The 4,060-nt window shown below is 52.0% G+C and carries 3 protein-coding genes; all 3 read left to right on the forward strand.

The features are described from left to right. On the forward strand, positions 1–1,302 hold a 1,302-nt coding region (locus AB1690_13335), incomplete at its 5' end, for an ABC transporter ATP-binding protein (protein MEW6016289.1). Positions 1,303–1,304: 2 nt separating this feature from the next. Further along, positions 1,305–3,098 (forward strand): ABC transporter ATP-binding protein, encoded by a 1,794-nt coding sequence (locus tag AB1690_13340; GenBank protein ID MEW6016290.1) that lies wholly within the window; start codon positions 1,305–1,307, stop codon positions 3,096–3,098. Further along, on the forward strand, positions 3,098–3,892 hold the full coding sequence (locus AB1690_13345) for an inositol monophosphatase family protein (GenBank protein MEW6016291.1): 795 nt from the start codon (positions 3,098–3,100) through the stop codon (positions 3,890–3,892). The genes AB1690_13340 and AB1690_13345 overlap by 1 nt, the downstream gene beginning before the upstream one ends. The last annotated feature ends 168 nt before the right edge of the window (positions 3,893–4,060 follow it).

Here is a 4,060-nt window from a genome sequence, read left to right on the forward strand (position 1 = left end):
ATTGCTGTCTCCTTCATGTTTTATCTGTCGCCGGTTCTGACTCTCTATTCCCTTTTGCCTCTCCCTGTACTTTCTTTCGTCGCCAACAAACTGGGAGGAGTGGTGCATCGGCAATACCTGAAAATTCAGGATTACTTCGCGGTGCTGACTTCGAAAGCGCAGGAAAACCTCTCGGGGGTTCGGGTGATTCGGGCATACAATCAGGAAGAGGCGGAAATTGCCGACTTCTCCGCTCATAACCGAAAATATATCGCCCTCAATCTTGATATGATTAAGATTTTCAGCATGTTCTATCCGTTGCTCTTCACTCTGGCCGGCACCGTCAATATCATCGTTCTTTATTTTGGGGGACGCTCCGTTATCGATGAGCAACTCAGCCTGGGAACGTTAGTTGCCTTTTTCACATACCTTTCAATGCTAATCTGGCCCATGATTGCCCTGGGCTGGGTAATATCGCTCTATCAACGGGGCACGGCATCACTGGCTCGGATCAATAAGATTCTCAATACCGCTCCGGCAGTGGTTTCGTCGCCGGAATCCGATGCCGGCAGCAAGCTCAAAGGAAGCATCGAGTTTAAAAATCTCCGCTTCTCTTACAACGGCGAATTGACCCTCAAGAATATCAACCTTAAAGTGGAGCCGGGAATGACTCTGGGAATTGTGGGGCCAACCGCCTCCGGCAAAACCACCCTGGTTTCGCTTTTGGGACGTCTCTTCCCGGTAGAGCGGGGGCAGCTGTTCATCGATAATATAGATATTAACGACTGGAATCTTGAGGCGCTTCGCTCGCAAATAGGATTCGTTCCCCAGGAACCGTTTCTGTTTTCCGACACCATTGCCCGCAATATTCTATTCGGGAGTTCCGATGGCAGCCCCGAAGTCGTGCGCAACGCCGCCCGCGCCGCCGTTATCGAGAAAGATATCGAAAGTTTTCCCGGCAAATTCGAGACGATGTTGGGAGAGCGCGGCATTACCCTTTCCGGCGGACAGAAGCAGCGGGTTGCCCTCGCCCGGGCGCTGGTTATCGACCCGAAAATTATTATCCTGGATGACGCCACCAGCGCCGTTGATACCGAGACAGAACATCAGATAAATCTTCGTCTGCAGGGAGAAATCAGCAAACGGACGGCATTGATCATATCCCACCGGATTTCGGCCGTTAAAGACGCCGACCTGATTGTCTATCTGGAAAACGGCGCTATTGTTGAGCGGGGAACTCACGAAGAACTGCTCGCGCAGGATGATCATTATGCCCGGCTGTTCCGTATGCAGTTGATTGAAGAAGAATTGAAGAAGATGTAATTATGTCCACCAACAGTTATCATGATGAAGAGGTTCTGGGTAAGGCGTATGACGCGCGCCTGATGCGCCGTCTGTTGACTTACGTCCGACCTTACCGTCTCTCGCTGGCGGTATCGGTCATACTTCTTATCGGCGGCTCCGCCCTGCAGCTGCTTCTGCCGGTGATGGTGCAAATCGGTATTGACAAATATGTCATGACCAAAGATATCGCGGGACTGGGGCGGATTGCGCTTTTCTCCGCCGGAATTCTCTTTGCCTCTTTCATTCTCTCGTATCTTCAGATGTACATCACCATGTACATTGGCCAGAAGGTACAATATGACATCCGGATGCAGATTTTCAGTCATCTCCAACGGCTTCATCTCGGCTTCTTTGACAAGAACCCGGTGGGGCGGCTGGTAACGAGGGTAACCAACGATGTGACCGTCCTCGACGAACTCTTTTCATCCGGTCTGGTCTCGGTCTTTGGAGATATCCTGACATTAATCGGAATCGTAATTGCCCTTCTCTATTATAACTGGAAACTGGCATTGGTGACATTTGCGGTCCTCCCTATTCTGATAATCGCCACGACGATATTCCGCCGCAAGGTGCGGGAGATTTACCGTGAGGTGCGCACTCGTCTTGCCCGTCTCAACGCTTTCACGCAGGAGCATGTGTCCGGCATGACGGTAATACAGCTGTTTACCCGCGAGAAGGAAATCTTCGACAGGTTCAGCGCAATCAACGCCGACCTGCGGGGGGCGCATTTGCGGTCAATCTACTACTACGCCGTTTTCTACCCGGCCGTCGAAATCATCAGCGCCGTCTCGCTGGCGCTGCTTCTTTACTATGGCGGTTTTCAGATAGCGGCCGCGGCTCTGACTTTCGGCGAACTGGTGGCGTTTATACAACTGGTGCAACGGTTCTACCATCCGATTCGCGACCTCTCTGAGAAATATAATATCCTGCAGTCTTCCATGGCGGCCTCGGAGCGCATTTTCAAACTGCTTGATACCCAGCCGGAGATTGTGGAGCCGCAAGCGGCATCGGCGGCGCCGTCTCGCGGCGGCTCTATCAAGTTCGAAAATGTCTGGTTCGCTTATAATAGCAATGACCATGTTCTGCGCAATGTATCATTCACGGTCGAGCCGGGCGAAAAAGTCGCCATTGTTGGAGCGACCGGCGCCGGGAAGACCTCGCTTATATCGCTGCTGTTCCGCTTCTACGATTATCAGAAGGGCGCCATAAGACTGGATGGAGTGGAACTCAAGGCGATGCGCGCGGAAGATATCCGCAAGAGGATGGCGCTGGTTCTGCAGGATGTTTTCATTTTCTCGGGAGACTATGCCGGCAATATCCGGCTGGGCAGTAAGAATATCAGCGATGATGATATTATCGCTGCTTTAAAGAAGGTTAATCTGTACGATTTCGTTATTGAGAGCGAAGGCGGCTTGCAGGCGGAAGTCAAGGAACGGGGCGCCACCCTTTCCACCGGACAGAAACAGCTGCTTTCCTTCGCCCGGGCGCTTGCTTTCAACCCCAGTATTCTGGTGCTTGATGAAGCCACCAGCTCGGTCGATACCGCCACGGAGCGGATGATTCAGAAGGCGCTGGATAATCTCCTGGAGAATCGCACCGCCATTATTATCGCGCACCGTCTATCCACTATCGAAAAAGCGGATAAAATCATCGTTCTGCACAACGGCGAAGTGCGCGAGATGGGCAAACACAGGGAGCTGCTCCAGCAGCAGGGAATCTATTACCGTCTCTACCAGATGCAGTTCAAGCAGGATGAATTGAAGGCGGTAATCTGATGACGCTGTCGAGAAAAGAAATCGGGATATATTTGAAATTCGCCGTCGCCACCGCCCGCAAAGCGGGAGAAATTCTCCTCAAGAAATCGCGGGGAAAAAATGAAATCCTTTTTAAGGGACGAGTCAATCTGGTCACCGCCGCTGACCTGGCATCGGAAAAATTTATAGTGAAATCAATCGAAAGAGCCTTCCCCGGGCACTCCCGTCTGGCGGAGGAGGTGTCATCGCGCGATACCGGTTCGAAATTCAACTGGATAATTGACCCGCTTGACGGCACCACGAATTACGCCCACCGCTTTCCCTTTTACTGTGTCTCTATAGCGCTGGAGTATGAGGGCAAGGTCGTTTTGGGAGTTATTTACGACCCGGAGCGAGACGAGCTTTTTTCCGCGGCCGAAGGCAAGGGAGCCTATTTGAACGGGAAACAAGTTCAGGTCACATCACAGTCAAAACTGAGCCGCTCGCTTCTGGCGACCGGGTTTCCGTACGATATCGGCACCTCTTCGGAAGATAATATCGACAACTATGCCCGCTTCGCCAAATCCTGCCGGGGAATCCGCCGCGCCGGCTCCGCCGCCCTGGACCTGGCATATGTCGCCTGCGGCCGGTTCGATGGTTTCTGGGAGTTGAAACTCTCTCCCTGGGATACCGCCGCCGGCATTCTGCTGGTCAAAGAAGCGGGAGGCAAAGTTACCGATTTTCAGGGAAAAAGATTCCAGATTCGCAATAGGTACATAGTCGCCAGCAACGGACGAATTCACCGCCAGATGCTCCAGATACTAAACGCCGGATAATCTCATCGCCAACATTCGTTTGAGACTACTTTTCCCGCTCCTGACGAGAGAAACGGGACAAGAAATTTTCCAGAATCTTATTGAATTTCTGATGCTCGATTACGAAAAAGAAATGCCGGGCATCCTCAAACAGAAAATACTCGGCGTCTTTGAAATGATTGACCCAGG

It is taken from the genome of Candidatus Zixiibacteriota bacterium (genome assembly GCA_040753495.1).
In the GTDB taxonomy this organism is placed as follows: domain Bacteria; phylum Zixibacteria; class MSB-5A5; order GN15; family PGXB01; genus DYGG01.

What these genes read in the sequence shown, in the direction of transcription:
- AB1690_13340 (MEW6016290.1), top strand. Translation starts at nt 1,305, where the DNA reads ATGTCCACCAACAGTTATCATGATGAAGAGGTTCTGGGTAAGGCGTAT.
- AB1690_13345 (MEW6016291.1), top strand. Translation starts at nt 3,098, where the DNA reads ATGACGCTGTCGAGAAAAGAAATCGGGATATATTTGAAATTCGCCGTC.